The following is an 18,270-nucleotide window of genomic DNA, read 5'->3' as shown; positions in this document are numbered from 1 at the left end:
AATAATTTATTGACTATATAGTTGTTAATGATAATTTAATTGGCATATTGATAAAATGCAATAAAGATTTAGATTTTATTCTTAACTTTAAACTTTCAAAAATTTCTGATCATGATTAAGCTTAATAGAAGACAGCAACTTATTATCGATGAATTAGATGAGCATAATTTCACTAAAGTTAATGAGCTTTGTGAAAAATTAAATGTTTCGGCGGTTACTATCAGAAAGGATCTTCAATATTTGGAAAATACCGGTCTTTTATATAGAACACATGGTGGAGCAAGTAAGCAACCTCTATATGCTTTCGAAAAAAATATTAACGAAAAAGAATTCGTGCAGGTAATGCAAAAACAAAAAATAGCGAAAGCTGCACTTAAGTTCGTTAACGATCAGGATTTTATTATTTTAGCTTCAGGAACTACGGTATATTATTTAGCAAAAATCATTTCAGGGTATGAAAAATTAACGATCATTACCTCTTCGTTAAGTGTATCAATGGAATTGAGTAAGGATTCTTTTATTGATGTAATTCAGCTGGGAGGAAATCTAAGGAAAAGCTCCATTTCCGTAATAGGATCTTTAGCGGAATCCGAATTAAAAAAATTTTCATGTAATAAATTGTTTTTGGGGATAGATGGCATAGACCTGGACTTTGGTCTTTCAACCTCCAATTCAACAGAAGCCCATCTTAATAAAGTAATGATAGAGCAATCGGAGAAAGTCATAGTATTGGCAGATTCAACCAAAATAAATAAAAGAGGGTTTGGTCAGATTTGTTCTCTGGATAAAGTAGATGTTTTAATTACAGATAATGATATTACGGAAAAAGATCTTACCACTTTAGAAGATAACGGAATTGAAGTAATTGTTGCCAAATAAATTTTGATTTGTTTATAAAAAAAACCCTTATGATTTTTCATAAGGGTTTTTTACTGAAAATATAATATCAACCCTCTAATGCATTGGCAATTATACTAAGGGGATGTTCACATTTTTTAGTGGTAAACATTTCAATTTGCCATTTACAAGTTTCGCAATCGGTTGCAACAAGATCGAAACCTCCCGTTTCAATTTGATTAAATAATGGATCTCCAATTTTTTTAGAAACTTCGTGATTTTCTTTTTTAAATCCAAAAGTTCCGGCAATTCCGCAACAATTAGATTCTAAAACGGTTACTTCTACATTTGGTATAAGTTTTAACAATTCAACGGAATAATACGTCCATCCTAATTTTGCCATGTGACAAGGGGTATGATACGCAATTTTTAAAGGTTTATTTTTAAACTTAAGTTTAGTGTCAGAAGAACTCAGTAATCGGTAAATATATCGAGTAGCTAATTCTACTTGATCTTTAACGGAACTATTATCTACTCCCAAAAGATGAGAATGTTCATCACGTACAGTAAACGTACAGGAAGAAGAAGTAGTGATTACCGGAAGTTTTTTGTCTATTACGGATTTGCGAATTTCAGCTTCATCGATTGTCGCGTTTTTCTTAGCTTTATCTATAAAACCGTTTGAAATCAAAGCAATACCGCAACATCTTTCTTTTTCAAGAAGTTGAATCCCTATGTTCAATGAGTTAAGAACTTTGATCATATCCTTTCCAAGCTGCGGATTATTATAATTTACATAACAACCGTGAAAATAAGATACTTGTGTTGGATATTTTTTTTGTTCTTCAGCAACATTTTTGTACCAACTTCTGAACGTACCGAATGAATATTTAGGAAGGCTTCTTCTCTTATCTATTTTTAAGATAGGCTCAATTAAGCTTTTAACCGGATTGAAAGAAGTCATTGCATTCACAATAGGAGCAAATGGGGTAGCCAGTGTACCCATAAAGTCCGTGTGAGCAAGAATTACATCCCTTAAAATAGGTTTTTTCTTGCTGTATTTAATACGAGCCATCTGTATTATATCTCCAATCTTAACGTTAGATGGACAAGCAACTTCACATCTTTTGCAGTTAATACAATATTTTAAAGATTCGTCATAAAATTCAGGGTCTTTTAAACGTAATCTTTCTCCATCAGGGCCGGAATGTTTTGGCCCCGGATAATCGGGATTTACTTTGGATACGGGACAATACACTGTACAGATCGTACATTTAATGCATTGTTCGAAATTATTTTCACTTTTATTGAGCAATAGGTTCATAGGTCTTTTCTTTGATTAAAATTTGTTCAGCTACATATAATGCGGATAAAAAGGAAACACCTGCACCGCATCCTTCTTTTAATGGATTGAATCCACTAAGAATGGCACCTGCCACATATAGATTATCGATAGGCATATCGTTTTTTATAGCGTGAAAATTTTCGTCAGTTTTAACACCAAACTGTTGATAATTTTGCTTTTCAAATAAATTACTATTATACCAATCTGCTCGATCTTGTAAATAATCCGTATCAAGGTCAAATACAGGTTCATATACTTGTTTACTATCAGCTAATAATCCTTGACTAAAAAAGCTTCCGGAAGAAAGTATTACATTTTTGGCAGAAAATGGAATATTTCCGTGGTTGAGTGTATATAATTCGGTAACTTGATTTCCTTCAATGTTGGCATGGGTTACGCTGTCTCCCAGCATAAAAATACCGCCCAATTTTGTGAAATAATCTTTTAGATATAATTGAGTACTAACACCCACTAGGGAAGGAGGGAAGGTCGGTATTAAATATATAGGTTTTCCTATCTTTTGAATGAGTTTAGGTAATACATCCGCATTTCTAAAACCAATACAATCAGGGAAAATAATAGCATCGCATCCTTGACTTTTTTCAGTGAGAATTTTAGCCAGGAGATTTTGGTTAGCTTCTTTGTCAAATACAAAGGACAGGTTGGTAGATCTAAATTCGCTTGGATTTTTTCTGATTGTATTTAATTCCGGTAAGTTGAAATAGTTGATGGTAGTTTCCACTCCTATTTTTTCAAGTGCTTCGGAAATAAAATCAGGATTAAAATCTAAAAATCCCTCAACATTTATAATTGCCGCTTTTTTAATCGGAAATTTTCCATCTTCAAAAAAAGCAAAATTTGGCATGGTTAACCAAGTGGGTTTTATCATACCCATAGGGGTAATTCGATAATGATTTTTAGTTGAAGACCCTTGGATTTTTATTCCAATTCCATTTAGAAAATTTTTAGCTTCTTGGGCTAATTCTTTAAATTTAGATTCGCCCATTTTGGTATATGGATGATTCGGCGCTTGTTTAGAAAGTTCTAATAGGGAAGCTTCCGGGTTATTAACAGGCGTTCCGTCAGGAAGATTGTTTAACAAATCGAAAGAACCTGAAAAAAAATGTAAAGCACTTTGTCCGGAAGAGATAATAGCACATTTTTGCCCTTTCTGCATTAATCTAATTCCACTAACCAATCCGGTTAAACCACCTCCTACTATTACTGTATCAAATTTCATCTTTTGCTTTTTTAATTTGTTCTTGTGTCATATCTAATCCGCATACTCCTTCATAAACCCAACTGGTAAATTCACTTTCTCTTAAAGTATCGCCCCAGGCAATAGGACGTATACCTTTCCATCTTTCATTAAGGAAAATGGTTAAATCTTCTTTAGATTTATCCGGGCTTAAAACTTGATAATGGTTCATTAATCCGGCTGCTCTACAGGCACAAAGTTCTCCTTGACAGGTTCCCATGCCAACACGAGTTCTTCTACGAAGATCAATTAGATTGTTAACATGCAATTCATTAATAGCATACTCAACTTCTCCGACAGATACTTCCTCACATTCACAAACTAAACTATTTTCCGTAACCTTGTTTGCTTTTAAATTCTCTGCCATATCTCCCAATCTGTAAATTGCAGATTTACGTATGGTAGTTGGTACTGAAGTCATTTTTTGATTTATTTCTTCAGTACTTTGTTGAGATCCCGGAAGATTGGATTCTGCGGTTGAACAAGGAGTTGTATTATTTAATTTTTTACATACTAAGTCTGTAGCCCATTCAGCCATTAATCGGTACGTCATTAATTTACCACCGGTAATGGTGATAAAACCTTCCAGGCCATCTCTTGTAGCATGGTCTAATAAAACGATGCCTCGGCTAACATTACGTCCTGAAGGATCATCATCGGAAGCTACTAATGGTCGCACTCCTGCATACCCACGTAATATACGGGTTTGAAGCAGGGTAGGGGATAGTTTTCCTCCTTCACGGATTAAGATGTCTACTTCTTCAGGAGTAACATACATATTGTCAATCTCTTCGTAAGGAACATGGGTGGAAGTTGTACCTATTAAACAAATGGTGTCTCCGGGTACGAGGATATCAGAATCTGCAGGTTTACGACAACGGTTTAATACCATATTGTTAACTCTGTGTCCAAAAATAAGAAGCGATCCTTTAGCAGGAAACATTTTTATTTTTAAATCAGCATATTCTGCAATTTTTTGCCCCCATATCCCTCCGGCATTTACTACCACAGAAGCATATAAATTTTTTTCTTGTTTGGTTATATGATCATAAACTTTTACTCCGATGACTCTGTTCTGCTCTTTAATTAATCCTAAAACTTCATGGTAGGTTTCAATAGTTGCTCCATGTTGTTTAGCATCTACTATATTAGAAAGAGTTAAACGGAACGGATCTACAGTTCCATCCGGTACAATTACAGCACCGATTATGGATGGATTTGCAGATGGTTCTAATCGTAATGCCTCTTTAGGGTCGATGGCCTTAGCATCAATTCCTGCAGTATGACAAGCTTCTATAAATTTAGATTGAAAAGCAATATCGTCTTCCGGTAAGGTTAAAAAAAGACCGTCTGTTTTTTCAACACAATGGCCGGCGATACGTTTTAAGATCATATTTTCTTTGATACATTCTTCAGCGGATTCTCTATCAGTAACCGCATAACGGCTGCCGCTATGTAATAATCCGTGATTTCTTCCCGTAGCTCCTGTAGCTATATCGTGACGCTCTAACATAAGCGTACGCAATCCTCTCCTTGCACAATCTCGGGCAGTTCCGGCACCGGTCGCACCTCCTCCGATAACAATTACATCCCAAGTGTTAGTTTTACTAGAATTAGATAATTCTGTTTTCACAAATGTTTGGTTTTATTTTAGTAGCAAAATTACGAAAGAAAACGAAACAATATGGAGTTACTATTCTGATATTAATCATTTTTTTAAAAAACAGATAAGATAATTTTTTCTTATCAATATATGATTGGTGAATTAGATTAATTATTACTTAATTAATTGTAAAAGTTTTAATTAATTAAAATTTATTTACGAATTATTATGATGAAAATTTTTAGAAAAATTTTCTAATATGGCCTAATATTACTTTTGTTTTTATCTGAAAAAGCGGTTTTAAAACGTAAGTAATGGTAAAATTTTATAAGGGAGAAATAGTGATTTTTTAACGATGGTAAATAAAATAGATTTAAAGCTCTGTATTTTTTTGTATATATCTTTACCAATTATAAAATGAAAGATAAGAGCATATTGAACTAACAGACTTGAAGATCAATGAAATTATTTCATCATTTAAAATAAGGTTTCGAATAGTAAAAATTATTCTTGTAGTTTTAAAATGACATTGTGTTGAATGAACGATATAAAACGAAGAATTTTCATATTCAAATAAAAAAAGTTCCTTAATCAAGGAACTTTTTTAAAATTATTAAGGAAATTTAGGAAATTTTTTAAAATCGGGTTTACGTTTTTCCAAGAAAGCTTTTTTACCTTCTTGGGCTTCATCCATTAAATAATACATAAGGGTAGCATCTCCTGCTAATTGCATTAGACCATGCTGACCGTCAAGCTCAGCATTTAAACAACGTTTTATCATGCGTAATGCCATTGGGCTTCGTTGTTGCATGATTTCACACCATTCTATGGTGGCGTCTTCAAGTTGTTCCAAAGGAACAACTTTATTTACCATTCCCATTTCTCTAGCTTCTTCCGCGGTATATTGTTGACATAGGAACCATATTTCTCTTGTCTTTTTTTGACCAATACTTCTGGCAAGGTACGATGAACCAAAACCACCGTCAAAGCTTCCAACTTTCGGACCGGTTTGTCCAAATTTAGCATTTTCGGAAGCTATTGTTAAATCACAAACGACATGAAGCACATGTCCTCCTCCGATAGCATATCCGTTTACCATAGCAATTACCGGCTTAGGAATTTCCCTTATTTTTTTATGTAATTCCAATACATTTAATCTAGGTACTCCATCTTCTCCTACGTAGCCGCCAACACCTTTCACATTTTGATCACCTCCGCTGCAAAAAGCTTTATCTCCAGCTCCGGTTAGAATAATTACATCAATTTCGGGATGCTCTCGACAATATTCCATTGCTTCAATCATTTGAAAATTGGTTTCCGGTCGGAAAGCATTATAAACTTCCGGTCGGTTAATAGTTATTTTTGCAATTCCGTTCCAGTATTCAAATAAAATATCAGAGTATTCTTTTATGGTTTCCCAATTTCTAGCCATATTGTATTAGATTTATTTTCGTTGATATTTTTCAAATTTAGGTATTTAATACCTATTATAAAAGTATGAGTACTAAGGCTGCTTGTGTTTTACCACCAAACTATGGCAATTTTGAGGATAACGGACAACGCTTTTTAATTTAACTCTACAAACAATTTAAAATCTTAAATGATTAGTAAAGATCAATTATTGTTTGAACTGATTGATTTTAGAAAATCTTTTTTACTTACTGAAAGGTATAAAATTCTAAAAATGTGCTTTCCACTGGTTTTTTATTTGCTTTGGAATTATTGAGTAGCAAATTCCCAATAATATAAACCATAAAGGAGTAAAAATGAGAGCCTGTCTTGTGTCTTCTTTAAACCAAAAAGCCACAATGAGAAATAAGAAAAACAATAAGGATAAATAAATGGATAAAAGACCTCCGGGAACTTTATAATTTGATTTTCTGTGAAGTTCGGGTTTTCTCTTTCGAAATGAAATATAGGATATGAGGATCATAGACCAAATAAAAATAAAAAGTACAGTAGCAACTGTAGTTACCAATGTAAAGGCATACATTATATTTTCGTTTCCATAACAAAGAATCAGTACGGCAGGGAGCAAACAGATGCAGGAGAACGTTAACCCATAGGAAGGAACAGAAGCTTTGGAAAGTTTTCGGAAATAAACAGGTGCTTTTTTACTTAACGAAAGACCATATAACATTCTACTGGTTGAAAATATCCCGCTGTTAGCAGAAGAAGCAGCGGAAGTAAGTACTACAAAATAAGTAATACTGAATGCAGCAGTTATTCCGGCAAAAGAAAATAAAACAACAAAAGGACTTTTGTCGGGGTCTATAGTTCTCCAAGGCATTACCGACATGATTACGGCTAACGAAAGTACATAAAATAGAATAACTCGAACAGGGATGGCATTAATAGCTCTGGGAAGAGTTTTTTCCGGATCTTTAGTCTCAGCAGCAGTCGTTCCTACCAATTCTACTCCAACAAATGCAAAAGCGGCGATTTGAAATCCCGCAACAAATCCGGTAAAACCGGTAGGGAAAAATCCGCCATCATTCCATATATTGGAAAGCGAGGTTGTTACTCCAGATGGAGATTTGAAATGATTAATTATGAATAGTATACCGATTGCAATAAGGGAAATTATGGCAATAATTTTAATTATGGCAAACCAAAATTCTGTTTCTCCAAAAAGCTTAACCGTTAACAGATTTAAGCATAAGAATAATATTATACAAGCTAAGGCTGGAATCCAGGGTGCAACCATATTCGGAAAAAGATATTCTACATATCCGGAAATAGCGATTAAATCAGCACTTCCGGTAACTATCCAGCAAAACCAATAAGTCCAACCCATAAAAAAACCCGCCATAGGGCCTAATAGATCGGTAGTAAAATCGACAAAAGATTTATAGTTAAGATTGGAAAGGAGCAATTCGCCCATGGCTCTCATGACAAAAAACAAAATAAAACCTATAATGATGTACACCAATAAAATTGATGGACCTGCCAAGTTTATGGTTTTTCCCGATCCCATAAATAATCCCGTTCCGATAGCTCCTCCAATTGCAATGAGCTGTATGTGCCTGTTAGTTAAACTCCTTTTTAACTGATTGTTGGAATTATTCATGTATTCAATTTTTTTCTTAGTTATGTAATAATTGATTGTTTTATTAATAAAATATAGTATAAAATTACATTTTTTTATGAAGTTTCACATATAAATTACAATGTATTTGTACTTCTATTTAGAAATTAAGTATATTAAGAATATCCATATTTTTGTAAAAAAGATAATTCAATGGAAAATCGCGTCTTAAATTCAAAAATATTTGAAAATCCCGGAAAAATGCCCTTATTGATTTTTCACGGTTTATTTGGAATGTTGGACAATTGGGGGACTTTAGGAAAAAAATTTTCTGAAACAAATGAAGTACACCTTATCGATTTACGTAATCACGGTAGGAGTTTTCATTCAGATGAAATGAGCTACACAACCATGTCTGATGATATTGTTAATTACATGAAACATTATTCATTAGATAAAGCCATTTTATTAGGGCATTCTTTAGGGGGAAAGGCTGTAATGGAATGCGCTGTTAAACACCCTGATCTTGTTGAAAAATTAATAGTTGTTGATATGGCACCTAAAGCGTATCCTCCACATCATCAGCAAATTTTCAAGGCATTGGAAAGCGTTGATTTTTCAAAGGCAAATGAAAAAAAAGATGTTGAAAATATGTTATCTCAGCATATAAGTGATGCCGGAATACTAATGTTTTTAATGAAAAATGTTTACAGAACGGAAGATAACCGTTTCGACTTTCGTTTTAATTTAAAAACCTTAAAAGAGAAATACAATCAGTTAATAAATAATACAATTTCATTTGGAAAATATGAAGGTCCTACTTTATTTATTGCCGGAGAAAATTCTAATTATATTTTGAAGGAAGATGAATTTTCGATACGTCAACAATTTCCAAATGAAAAAACAGTTGTTATCCCTAATGCCGGGCATTGGGTTCAAGTAGATAATCCTACGGTTTTTTATGAAACTGTAACCACTTTTCTTCAATCTTAATTTATAAAGATTTTATCCGCTTTTAAGTTATAAGAAGAAATTGTTAACACGTACATTCTAATCTAAGGATTTTAAAAATTAGTATAAGAGAAATTTAAAATACGTTGGAGGCAGATTGATTATTGGAAAGGAGAAGAACGTATCTTTACAAGAGTAAGAAGGAAGGTTCGAACATTTTCTACCTTAAATTTTAAATAATATGAAATACTACATAATTGCAGGAGAGGCCTCAGGAGATTTACATGGTTCTAACCTCATGAAAGAAATTAAAAAAGAGGATCAAAACGCAGAATTTCGTTTTTGGGGAGGAGATTTAATGCAAGCCCAAGGTGGAATAATGGTTAAACATTATAAGGATTTATCTTTTATGGGCTTTCTTGAAGTAGTGGCCAATTTAGGTACAATACTGGGTAATATTAACTTGTGTAAAAAAGATATAATAGCATATAAACCGGATTGTGTGATCTTTATTGATTATCCCGGATTCAATCTTCGCATATGTAAAAGTGTGAAAAAATTAGGGATAAAAACATTTTATTATATATCTCCTCAATTATGGGCATGGAAATCCGGAAGGGTAAAGATTATCAAAAAATATATTGATCGAATGTTTGTAATTCTTCCTTTTGAGAAAGATTTTTATGCTAAATATAATTATCCGGTGGATTTTGTGGGACATCCTTTATTAGATGCTTTAAATTCATTACCTGAACTAGATCAAAATAAGTTCAGAAAAGAGCATGGTCTCTCGGATAAGCCCATAATAGCATTACTACCGGGTAGTAGAAAACAAGAGATTAAAAAAATGTTATCTCAAATGTTATCGGTGGAAAAAGATTTTTTATCTTATGAGTTTGTCATTGCAGGTGCACCCTCTATTGAAATAGAGTTTTATCAACAATTTTTGAATTCACATGTAAAGATCGTTTCCAATCAAACGTATAATTTATTGAGGATATCTCAAGCTGCTTTAGTTACCTCCGGAACAGCTACCCTGGAAACTGCTTTACTGAACGTGCCTGAAGTGGTTTGTTATAAAGGCAGTAGAATTTCTTATGAAATAGCCAAAAGATTAATAAAGCATATACAGTATATTTCTTTAGTTAATCTAATCATGGATCGAAAAGTAGTAACCGAGCTTATCCAAGATGATTTAAATTACAATAATTTAAAGAGTGAATTAACTAAAATATTGGAGCCTGAAAATGCAGCAAAAATTAAAAAGAACTATTTAGAGCTCAGGCATAAGTTGGGAGACTCCGGAGCTTCTTCTCGAACGGCTAAACTGATAGTTGAAGAATTAAAAAAGGATTCCTAATTTAGGAATCCTTTTTTTGTAATTATTTGAAAACTATTTTACTCTTTAACGATTTTGAATACTTTGTTTTTATATTTTAAAATATAAACACCGGAATAATAACCGTTAAAATCTACTTCTTTAATTTTTTCTCCCGGAGCAATGTTGGTTTCCATAATTAATCTACCCATTAGATCATAGATGCTTATTACTTCTTTTTTAACCAGTGGTTTTGAGAAAGCTATTTTTAAAATAGTTGAAACCGGATTCGGAGCTATTTTGATTTCTTCATTTTCTACCGTAATATCATCTACACCCAGTGAATTTTTGTTTATAACTAGTTTTACATTTTTAGATGAAGCTAAATAATTTGAACTTTCATTAGCGGTAATGGTAATATCATAAGAACCTTCTTCAATATATCCTTGTTGAGGGGAATAAATTAAATTAGTTTCTGTATGATTTAAATTGGCTTGAACATTTTTCACCGAACCGTCATAAATGAAAGTTTGTGTGTCATCAGCAGAAATAACAGACTTAGCCTTTTCAATTATTAAAGATATTTGTTTAGATACTTCCAAATAATTTTGAGTTTCAGGAGCACTTACGGTTACTTTATGTATACCTGCATTAATAAAGCTCTGTGGTGTATAAATTAAATTAGTTTCCGTATGATTCAAATTAGCTGTTACATTTTTTACAGAACCGTCATAAGTAAATTTTTGAGTTTCATCAGCAGAAATGTTTGCCACTGCTTTTTTAATTATTAGAGTTATTTGTTTGGATGCCTCTTTGTAATTATCAGACCCCGGAGCAAAAACGGTAATAACATATTCTCCTGCATTTCTAATTTCTTTTGGACTATAAATTAATTTAGATTCTGTATGGTTCAGGGTAGCTGTCACATTTTTTACAGAACCATCATAAGTTAATGTTTGCGTATCAGAACCGGAAATAATGGACGGAGCTTTATCGATGGTGAGAGTAGCCGTATATTCCGCAGAACCATAATTAGGGTGATTTAATTTAGCTTTAACTAAGTAAGAACCAGCATTTGTATGACCATTGTTTTCATAAGAAACTTGAGTTGATTCCGGTATACCTGTAACCGATAAACTATGTGGTTTGCCATCATATATAAACGATTTACTTTCCAATAAGACAGAAGCCGGGAATGAATTAGTTGCGACAATTTTTAATTTAATATCTTTTGAAACTTTATTGTAATTAGTTGTTTCAGGAGCACTGGCCGTAATTATATAAATTCCTATATCTGTATATCCTTGTTGAGGTGCATAGGAAATTACAGCTTCGTCATGATTAAGTCTGGCAGTGACTTTTTTCACGGTTCCATCATAATCATATGTTTGAAATTCTGGAGCCATAATTTCAGCATCAGCCTTATTAATTTTTAATGTTACAGTTTTGGATGCTGCCTTATAATTTTGAGTGGCTGGAGCTTCAATGGTAATTTTATAAGTTCCTGCATTGATATAGCCTCCTTCATTAGGGACAAAATTGATTGCTGTTTCGTTGTGATTTAGGTAAGCATTAACTTTTTTAACTGTTCCATCATAGGTGGCAGTTTGTATCTCTTCGGTTGAAATTAATGTAGTAGCTTTTTCAATTTTTAAAGTGATTATTTTAGAAGCTTCTTTATAATTATCAGATTCAGACGCACTCACTGTTATAGTATATTCCCCGGCATTAATATAACCTTGTGAATAAATTAAATCAGTTTCCGTATGATTAAGGGTAGCTGTCACATTCTTAACTAAACCATCATAGATAAATGATTGTACATCATCAGCGAAAATAATTGCCTTAGCCTTATTAATGGTTAGGGTTGCGGTATACTCTGCTTTACCATAATTAGGATGAGTTAATATCGCTGTAACCAAGTATGTGCCCGCCTTTATATGTTCATTATTTAGATATGAAACTTGGGTAGATTCCGGTATTCCGGAAATTACTAAGCTATGAGGTTCTCCGTTGTATGTGAAAGATTTATTTTCTAACTTCACAGAAGCCGGGAATTTATTAGGATAATTAATTTTCAGTGTAATTTCCTTAGAAACTTTTTTATAATTAGATGTTTCAGGAGCATTAGCTGTAATAGCATAGGATCCTACTTCAGTATATCCTTGTTTAGGACTATATGTTACATGAGCTTCTTTATGATTTAAAATAGCCTTTACATTTTTAACAGAACCATCATATGTAAATATTTGCGTATCATCAGCAATAATGGAAGCCTCTGCTTTTTCAATTCTTAAAATTACAGTTTTAGTAACAGATTTATAATTATTAGTTGCTTTAGCGGAAATGGTAATTGTATATTCTCCGGCATTTGTAAATCCGTTTACCGGTGAAAAGGTTAATTCGGTTTCATTATGATTAAGTGTAGCTGATATCTTTTTTAAATTTCCATCATAAGTAAATGTTTGTACCTCATCGGCCGTAATTTCAGCATTAGCTTTTTCAATGTTTAAAACGATTTGTTTTGAAGAATGTTTATAATTATTAGACTCGGCAGCTTTAGCGATAATTGTATATTTACCCGCCTGACTGTATCCTTGTTGTGGAAAATAAGATAAGGATGTCTCATTATGATTTAGAGAAGCCGTTACAACTTTTTCTTTACCATCATAAGTGAAAATTTGTAAATCTTCAGCGGATATAATTGAAGGAGCTTTATTAATAATTAATTGAGCGAATAATTGAACGTCTTTGTAATTTTTATGTATCAAAGTGGCGGTAACTGTATATGTTCCACTTTTAATTTTATCATTATTTTCATAATTAATTTGTGTGCCTTCCGGATAACCTTCAACCAATAAACTATGTGGATTTCCATCATAAGTAAATGTTTTACTTTCTAATTTAATCGTTGATGGATAAGAAACAGCTTTATTAATATTTAAAGTTATGGATTTAGTAACAGCTTCATAATTAGAAGTAGAAGGAGCACTAACGATAATTTTATAGGAGCCAGCATCTGTATATCCTTTTTGTGGAGAATAGGTAAGTGTGGCTTCGTCATGGTTTAATTGAGCAACTACATTTTTTACTGTCCCATCAAAAGTATATGTTTGAATTTCGTTACCGGTGATTAAAGCCTCCGCTTTTTTAATAATAAGTTTAACTTTCTTTGAACCGGATTCATAATTTGTTGAAGCGGGTGCATTTATAACAATATCATAAGAACCTGATTCAGTAAAGCCTTTTTGAGGGCTAAAGGTTAAATCTGCCTCATTATGGTTTAAAGTTGCAGAAATGTTTCTTTGTTTACCATTATAGAAAAATGTTTGTATATCATCGGCAGAAATTATGGATTGTGCTTTTTCAATAATCAATTTTACATCTAATGATGCTGCTTCATAATTATTGGTTTGTCTTGTTTTTAATGTTATTGAATATTCTCCGGCATTAATATATCCTTTTTGGGGATGAAAATCAATGGTGGTTTCCTTATGATTAATAGAGCCGGTAACAGTTTTTTCCTTGCCATCATATGTATATATTTGTATACTTTGGGCTGTAATTACAGTTTTTGCCCTTTTAATTTTTAATATTACTTTCTTACTGGCCTTTTGGTAATTATCTGATTCCGGAGCTTCAATTTTTATTTCATAGTCTCCTGCATTAATATATGTATTGTTAGGGAAATATTGAAGTTGGCTTTCCGAATGATTAAGAGTGGCACTTATATTTTTCTCATTACCATCATAAATAAAACTTTGTTCGTCTTCAGCTATAATAATTGCTTCAGCTTTGTTTATTATAAGGCTGTTGTTTAGAATCAGTGTATTATAATTACTGTTTGTTATAGTGGCTGTCACCTTGTATGTACCGGAATTGATCGGTTCTTCTGTATTTTTAGGATATGAAGTATGTTTAACTCCTTCGTATTCATATTTTATTTCGGTATTGTTGGGAAGTTTATCTGAAACAGTGATAACATTATTATGTTTATCACCATTGTAAGTAGTAACTTTCTCATTAAGTTTAATACCGTTAAAATTTGCCTTATTAATTATTAATTTACCTTGTATCAACAGGGTATTATAATTAGGGTTACTTACTGTTGCCGTTACAAGGTAAGTACCACTATTTACAGGTTTATTTTTTTGTTTAGGATAGGATGTTGCATTAATGCCTTCGTATTCATACACTATATCGGTTTCTGCCGGTACAGTTCCGGTAATCTCAACAGATTTTTCTAAACCATCATAAGTAACACTTATTTCAGGTAACGAAATATTAGTAAAGTTTGCTTTTTCTATAACTAATATAATATCTTTTTTTGCGGCAAGGTAATTTTTTGTTTCAGCAGATTTTGCTGTTATGGTATACCCACCGGCATTTACATATTCTTGTTGGGGTTCATAAGTAATTGAAGAATCAGTATGATTATGGGAAGCGAATACTTTCTTTTCTTTTCCATCGTAAATGTAGGTATATAAATCATCCGAAACAATTTCAGTTATAGCTTTATTGATAGTCAAATTTGCTGTAAGAGTTGTTTCGCAATCAGTTGATTCAGAATTATTTTTTAATTGAACGATTACTAAATAAGTTCCGGCATCAATAGGAGCGTCAGAACTTTCATTATAAGAAGTATTCCCGATACCTTTATATTTGATTTCTGCACTTATATGATCTGGAAGATCATTTAAAACAATTTCTTTAGGTGTTCCATCATAAGTTACTTCTGTGTCATTAATTGTAATATCATTAAAGCTGTTACAAGAGGTTTCATTTTGATATTCATAAGCACCTATATCTACGGTTTTGTTAACAATTCGAGGGTTGTTGTCTAAGTCTTTATTCGTTGCAGTTATATACTCATTATTGCCCTTATTTATAACCGGACTGTTTTGATTTAATTTATATCCGTCTTCGAATAAAGGATCTGTTTGACCGCTTAAATTAAAATTATCGGTGGAAAAATTATATTGAACTAAACTATAATTAAAAATAGGTTTTTGACCTTCATCATTAAAGATTGTATTGGGTTTGTTGCCCCAAATAATACTATTGTAAATTATTGGGTCAGCAGAATTACAATATAAACCACTTCCTCTATTAGCCAAAACTTCATTGTCTGAAACAGTAACATTTGTAAATTTAGATCCATCTGTTCCTTCCATATAAATACCTCCACCTACGTGGGATTTATTTCTAACAATTAAAGAGTTAGTTAATAATAAACCGGAGTTTTTATTAAAAATACCTCCACCTCTACCAATTACATTTTTATTTTTGGAATAAATAGTAATTGAATTATCAGCAATTAGTACATTAGTTAGTTTGGGTTGTATTGATTCATGATTATATATTCCGCCACCAACAGTGCTATTAGTTGCTTCAATTTTATTATTATTAATGGTAACATTAACTAGGTTAGGTGATGATTTATAATTATAAACGCCGCCACCACCAATTACCTCATTACCTTTTAATATATTATCTTTTATTGTAACATTGCTTAATAAAGGGCTAGATACATCAATTATTAAACCGGCTCCGGCATCCGCTGCTTTGTTTTCTTCAATAATCAAATTTTTTAGTTTGGGCGATGAATTGGAAAGATAAACTCCTCCTCCGTATCCTGTAAAAATCCAACTATTATTAAGCATAATGTGACAAAGGGTATTAAATGGCCATTTATTACATGCTTTAGTAGCTAGGCTTGCATTACCTCCTTTTATAGTGAAACCGTCAAGAACTGTTTTTCCGGCATCTCCTGATGAAATAACAACATGGTAAACATTATCCCCTTGGAGCGTAGTACTATTATTTTTCCAATCTCTTTGACTAACGGATGTTTCTGTTCCCGTAAATCCACCATAAATTTCTACATTTTTCGGTAGTACAAATGAACGATCATTAGCATTTCCTCCATCACCTGCAGTATATAATGGAGAATAAGAACCTTTAGCAACCCATATTTGGTTAACCTGTATCTTATTACCCATATTTTGCTCTTCAGCAATTTTTAAAGCATCAGCTAATTCTCCCAAAGCATTTTCCCAAGAGCTCCCGTCTCCATTACTACCTTTTTTAACATATAAAATGTCTTGTTTGGATCTGAAACCGGGCATAAAAACTGAAGTTCTATTAGCATCCAGAGTATAACTGAAAGCTACACTAAAATTATACAACGGATAAGGTTTGCCATGTAAAAAACTCCCGTCCTTATCTTTAGGTTCATTGTCCGGTCTTAAGGTTGTTTCTGATTTTTCTCTTGGATAGATATATTCGCCATACTTTTTAGCATCCAAATCTACATAAGTAAAAAAAGCAGGATAGTTATCACTATCCCTTAGATTTCCGGCTTTAATCAATAATTTATTATTAAGATATATATTTTGCTGTCCGTATATGACCTCTACATTTCCGGTAATAGCATTTGTACAAGAAATAATTATCGTATTATTATTCGAATCGATTTTTACCTCAGATATATTTTGTTCCACCCCGTTATTCTTTATTTTAAATCCATAATTGGGAAGTGCTTGCACAAGATTGGTATCAAATACCAGAGGTGGTTGAGGTACATGAAATATAATCCCCACTGAATTCGAAGATATACGATAGATCTGTTTAGGTTGAAGAGGTTTAAAATCTTCGCCTAGTACTTGGGTTTTATAATACACTTTTGCCAACATTTCACCATACCATCTGTATCCGTTGGCATCCATATGAATTCCTCTGTGTGGCAAATGATAAATTGGGCCGGCATTTATAATGTCATCATATGTATTTGATAATTCTAATTGAGCGAGTCCAATATTGAGATTATCATCATTTCGTAACGATCCTACTTGATAGGTAATAAATACCGGTTTTTTAGTTTGCCCATAAGCATTCATGATATCTTTCTGCATATCATTTTTTAATTCAACCAGAAGTTTTTTATAACCGTATTTGTCAAGAGTAGCACCACTAGTATTATCATCATGAAGAGTAAAATAATTGTATTCTCCTTGAAGCCAAAAAATAGCCGGAGTGACCATTTTATAACCATTAGATCGGGCAATATTTGCAGCAGATTCAACTGATTTTAAAAAATAATTGTTATAATAATTAGTTTTAAAATACCCTTTTTTAGATAAAGCTTCAATGCTTTTTCCATTTTCTCCATCGGATGAAGCCAGATATTTAATCCCTGCTTTGGGTTGCTTTAATTGTAAATGGTTTACCAGGCCAACTAAAGGAGTTTCCGCTAAAGTAATGGAAGCTCTGTTTTTAGGATAATTTTGGTACATTATGGCAGTGGAAGCTTTCAGCGGATTAAATTCTGTGAAATTGGTATTTCCTTGCTCGATCCAGACTTGATCTCCTATCATATAGTTTCCCTCAATATTTTCGGTAGATAGAGCGGGATACGATTGAGCTCCGGTGGACAAACTTTGTCCATACATAATTAGGTGTTGGTAGGTTCTCTCTTTTAGTGTTTGAGAAAGTTCTGTAAGTATTGAATTTTTTTCTTGCGAATAAAGGGACCCAATGCCTATAGTTTGCAGTAAAATAAGAACAAAATATAGATGTTTCATAAATCAACTATTGATCAAAAAAATTAAATAATTAATTAAATTATCAAAGTGGATGAAGTAATCTTATTAATAAATAATATTTAAATAGAATTATATGAAAAAATGCAATAAAATTATATTAAAAAACTATTTAAACAACATAAACTAAAACTAATTACACACACACAATTTTGCAAAAATACAAATATTTCTATATTGTTATTAAGGTGTTTATCTTAATTTTTGTATAAAATTACTTTTTATATAATAAAATTAATTATAATTAGATGAATAATTGTTAATAGATATAAACTAAAAATATAAGAATTATATAATAGATTATATTTTATAAAAACAATTTTATAAAA

The 18,270-nt window shown here is 32.2% G+C and carries 9 protein-coding genes; 3 read left to right on the top strand and 6 right to left on the bottom strand.

Going from position 1 to position 18,270, the window contains the following annotated elements:
- Positions 1 to 111: 111 nt before the first annotated feature.
- Positions 112 to 879 carry a DeoR/GlpR family DNA-binding transcription regulator gene (locus tag C4S75_RS00930; RefSeq protein ID WP_105296437.1) on the top strand — a complete coding sequence of 256 codons (768 nt, stop codon included), beginning with the start codon at positions 112 to 114 and terminating at the stop codon, positions 877 to 879.
- Positions 880 to 946: 67 nt separating this feature from the next.
- Here C4S75_RS00930 and glpC read toward each other — a convergent pair whose 3' ends face one another.
- From glpC to cycA, 5 genes are all read right to left on the bottom strand, one after another.
- Positions 947 to 2,161, bottom strand: a complete 1,215-nt coding sequence (gene glpC, locus C4S75_RS00925) for an anaerobic glycerol-3-phosphate dehydrogenase subunit GlpC (protein WP_105296436.1) — start codon at positions 2,159 to 2,161, stop codon at positions 947 to 949.
- Positions 2,142 to 3,422 carry a glycerol-3-phosphate dehydrogenase subunit GlpB gene (gene glpB, locus C4S75_RS00920; protein WP_105296435.1) on the bottom strand — a complete coding sequence of 427 codons (1,281 nt, stop codon included), beginning with the start codon at positions 3,420 to 3,422 and terminating at the stop codon, positions 2,142 to 2,144. The genes glpC and glpB overlap by 20 nt, the downstream gene beginning before the upstream one ends.
- Positions 3,412 to 5,073 carry an anaerobic glycerol-3-phosphate dehydrogenase subunit A gene (glpA, locus tag C4S75_RS00915; protein WP_105296434.1) on the bottom strand — a complete coding sequence of 554 codons (1,662 nt, stop codon included), beginning with the start codon at positions 5,071 to 5,073 and terminating at the stop codon, positions 3,412 to 3,414. The genes glpB and glpA overlap by 11 nt, the downstream gene beginning before the upstream one ends.
- 583 nt (positions 5,074 to 5,656) lie before the next feature.
- Complete coding sequence (menB, locus tag C4S75_RS00910) at positions 5,657 to 6,475, bottom strand: 1,4-dihydroxy-2-naphthoyl-CoA synthase (RefSeq protein ID WP_105296433.1); 819 nt, start codon at positions 6,473 to 6,475, stop codon at positions 5,657 to 5,659.
- Positions 6,476 to 6,721: 246 nt separating this feature from the next.
- Positions 6,722 to 8,113 (bottom strand): D-serine/D-alanine/glycine transporter, encoded by a 1,392-nt coding sequence (gene cycA / locus C4S75_RS00905; RefSeq protein ID WP_105296432.1) that lies wholly within the window; start codon positions 8,111 to 8,113, stop codon positions 6,722 to 6,724.
- A 171-nt stretch (positions 8,114 to 8,284) separates the two neighbouring features.
- On the opposite strand from cycA, the gene C4S75_RS00900 reads away from it, so the two are divergent.
- Together C4S75_RS00900 and lpxB are read left to right on the top strand one after the other, a co-directional pair.
- A complete protein-coding gene (locus tag C4S75_RS00900) occupies positions 8,285 to 9,064 on the top strand; it encodes an alpha/beta fold hydrolase (protein WP_105296431.1) in 780 nt (259 codons plus the stop codon).
- Positions 9,065 to 9,263: 199 nt separating this feature from the next.
- On the top strand, positions 9,264 to 10,382 hold the full coding sequence (lpxB, locus tag C4S75_RS00895) for a lipid-A-disaccharide synthase (RefSeq protein ID WP_105296430.1): 1,119 nt from the start codon (positions 9,264 to 9,266) through the stop codon (positions 10,380 to 10,382).
- 38 nt (positions 10,383 to 10,420) lie between these two features.
- On the opposite strand, the gene C4S75_RS00890 is transcribed toward lpxB, so the two are convergent.
- Entirely contained in the window at positions 10,421 to 17,923 is a 7,503-nt protein-coding gene (locus tag C4S75_RS00890) for an MBG domain-containing protein (RefSeq protein ID WP_105296429.1), read from the bottom strand.
- Positions 17,924 to 18,270 lie beyond the last annotated feature (347 nt).

Origin of the sequence: Apibacter sp. wkB309 (assembly GCF_002964915.1) — a bacterium.
Classification (GTDB): Bacteria; Bacteroidota; Bacteroidia; order Flavobacteriales; family Weeksellaceae; genus Apibacter.
This window is presented reverse-complemented; position numbering and strand designations above follow the sequence as displayed.

Coding starts and splice junctions, on each gene's coding strand:
- C4S75_RS00930 (WP_105296437.1), top strand. CDS start 112: ATGATTAAGCTTAATAGAAGACAGCAACTTATTATCGATGAATTAGAT.
- glpC (WP_105296436.1), bottom strand. CDS start 2,161: ATGAACCTATTGCTCAATAAAAGTGAAAATAATTTCGAACAATGCATT.
- glpB (WP_105296435.1), bottom strand. CDS start 3,422: ATGAAATTTGATACAGTAATAGTAGGAGGTGGTTTAACCGGATTGGTT.
- menB (WP_105296433.1), bottom strand. CDS start 6,475: ATGGCTAGAAATTGGGAAACCATAAAAGAATACTCTGATATTTTATTT.
- cycA (WP_105296432.1), bottom strand. CDS start 8,113: ATGAATAATTCCAACAATCAGTTAAAAAGGAGTTTAACTAACAGGCAC.
- C4S75_RS00900 (WP_105296431.1), top strand. CDS start 8,285: ATGGAAAATCGCGTCTTAAATTCAAAAATATTTGAAAATCCCGGAAAA.
- lpxB (WP_105296430.1), top strand. CDS start 9,264: ATGAAATACTACATAATTGCAGGAGAGGCCTCAGGAGATTTACATGGT.
- C4S75_RS00890 (WP_105296429.1), bottom strand. CDS start 17,923: ATGAAACATCTATATTTTGTTCTTATTTTACTGCAAACTATAGGCATT.